Source organism: Collinsella sp. AM24-1 (assembly GCF_003470325.1).
GTDB lineage: Bacteria > Actinomycetota > Coriobacteriia > Coriobacteriales > Coriobacteriaceae > Collinsella.
Genome location: NZ_QRHM01000046.1, coordinates 1 through 2,415 on the forward strand (window position 1 = coordinate 1; position 2,415 = coordinate 2,415).

At 60.9% G+C, this 2,415-nt stretch carries 1 protein-coding gene; it reads right to left on the bottom strand.

Annotated elements, in window-relative coordinates; translation table 11 throughout:
- Positions 1-79: 79 nt before the first annotated feature.
- Complete coding sequence (locus DW661_RS09905; RefSeq protein ID WP_158568444.1) at positions 80-2,272, bottom strand: hypothetical protein; 2,193 nt, start codon at positions 2,270-2,272, stop codon at positions 80-82.
- Positions 2,273-2,415: the final 143 nt, after the last annotated feature.

Below are 2,415 nucleotides of genomic sequence, written 5' to 3' on the forward strand. Positions count from 1 at the left end.
AATGTGGCCTCCGTCGTGAGCAGGACTGTAGAGCAGGAAACCTAAGCCGGTGTCCCCGCTCTCCCGGGGCCGGCGGAATTTAGTTGTTCAGCATGCGGTCGAAGTTTCCCGAGTCGCCATCCCGATAGTCGGCGGTCATCAGGATCTCCTGCGGAATGCGCCCGCCCTCGCGTAGCACATTGCGGAACTGCACGCGCGTGACCATGGGCAGATCCTTGATCGTCGCCGCCAAGTTCTGCGGCACGCCCTGGTTGGCAGCCGCGGGCTCGCACTCGCCGCCGGCCTTCACGCGACGCTTATGCTCGGCGAGCATGGCGCGGTACATGCCGGCATGCAGACGAATCTCAACCACATTGGCATTGCGAGCCTGCTCGACGATGCGCGCGCCCTCGCGGTCGATATCGCCCACGTAGTAGACGTAGTTAAAGCGATAGCCGATCTCAGCCAGATAATCGTCCAGGGCATGCGAGACGCTCGCCTTGCATCCGCCGCCAAAAATCACGCCGCCCACCTTGATGCCAAAGAGCTTGGCGTGCTTGCGGCCACGCAGCAGCCTGACGATCTCGTCATAGGTGTCCAGGTTCTCGACCATAATGAACGGCTTATCGGCGCCCAGCGTAAAGAAACCCGTAAAGTGCACGGGGCGGTTGGGGGCGACCTTGATCGCCTGCATGCTGATGCCCTTTTCGGTCATGCGCCTTATCAGGCGCTCACCGTGCTTGCCGTCAAAAGCCTTCTCGTCGTTAAAAATCTGGTAGGCACGCTGGCGGCGCGAGGCAACCGGCGTATCGGCACCTCGGTTTTGCTCGATCCAAGCCTGGATGATTGCGATTTCCTCGGCAATCTTGCGGTTGGACATCTCGTTGTGCTGAGTGCGCTGCGGCGCCTTTTTGCCGTCCTTGCCCTCGACCTTAACAATTTGAGTCTGCTGCTCCTTGATCTTAGAGAGCGCCGTAGGCGTAGGGACAACTTTGAGCAGCTGCCTGCCCAAAACGCGGGCAAGGGCAAACGCCGATACCTCGCCGTGGACGGCCGACTCGGGCTGCTGGGTAGCACTATCAGCCGCGGCAGGCTCAGCCTGTGCATGAGGCTTACGCTTGGAATCTGCCCGGGTATTACGTTCCTGCTTGGGCGCAGACGAGCGCTTTTGCGGACGATCGGACTTGGCCTCCTTCGCCGGCTGGCGCTTGACCTGATCCACCGGAGTCTCGGCCTTCTCATCTCCGTTTTGTGTCGCTGTCTTCTCGGCCGCGGCCTCGGCATTTGAGCCACGACCGCCGCGGTGACGACGACGGCGGGGCTTGCCTGAGGCGCTCTCCCCCGCCTGCTTATCAGCGGTCTGTTGAGCTTTGACCTCAGTGTCAGCCGCAGGCTGCGACTCGGAAGGTTGCTGCTCGCGAGCCGCCGGCTCAACGGTTTTCTCGGTTTGTTCGGCCTTCTCGGCCTGAGCGGTCGAAGCCGGCTCGCCCTTCTCCTGACGCCTTACGGGATACGCGCGCCTCGCAAAACCACGCCCGGGACGGCATGAACCCGGAGCCTTCTTGGCAGACTCCTCAACATCGTCTGCAGCCTCGGAAGGCTCTTCAACCTCATGCGCGACATCCTGCTGCGCAGCCTTAAAGTGGGCACCACGGCGACGCTGGGACTCCTGGGCCTCCACGGGCTTTTGCTCCTTCGCGGGCCTCTGCGACTCGGCAGCAACCTCGTTCTCAACAGCCTCGGCATCCGTCTCACCCTTTTGAGCAACGGCACGACGGAAGCGCTCCTGCTGGGCGCGGCGCTGCGCATCGCGCTTGCCACCCCCGCCAAAACCGCCGCGTCCTGCCTTGGCCGTAAAGGCACGCACGACGTTCTCATCGAGCAACTCATCGGTATCGACATGCTCACGCGGAGCAGCTTCTTCCACAGCAGGCACGTCAGCGGAATCCTCGACGACAAAATCTTCGACGGACTCGGCAGGCTGCTCCTGGGTATCGCGGATCTCGACATTGATGGTATAGAACGCCGGGCGCCCGTTAATGCCGCTGCCCTCGATCTTGGTCACGATATTTGCCGCGATAAGCTCATCGCGCATCGCCTTGGTGTCGCATTCCTTATCGACGGAGCGGAAAATCTGCGCCAGCGCGCTCGACTTAATCTTGAGCGCCTTGCGGCAGAGCAGGTCGTAGGCAACCAGCTTGGCGCGCTCGGCAGAAAGCGATGTCTGGCTGCTCAGACGCTCAGCCAGAGCATCGACATTGTTTTGATTATCGGAATATACCGTCTTGGCCACGGGGCCCCTTTCATATGCACACATATACGTCCATATGGTACAACGCACGAGCCTATCCACGCAAAACATCTGCGAGAACGCCCTTGCACCACCTGTTCTCACAATCAGAACCACCCTTAAAAAGGGTGGTTTGCTCTTAGGGT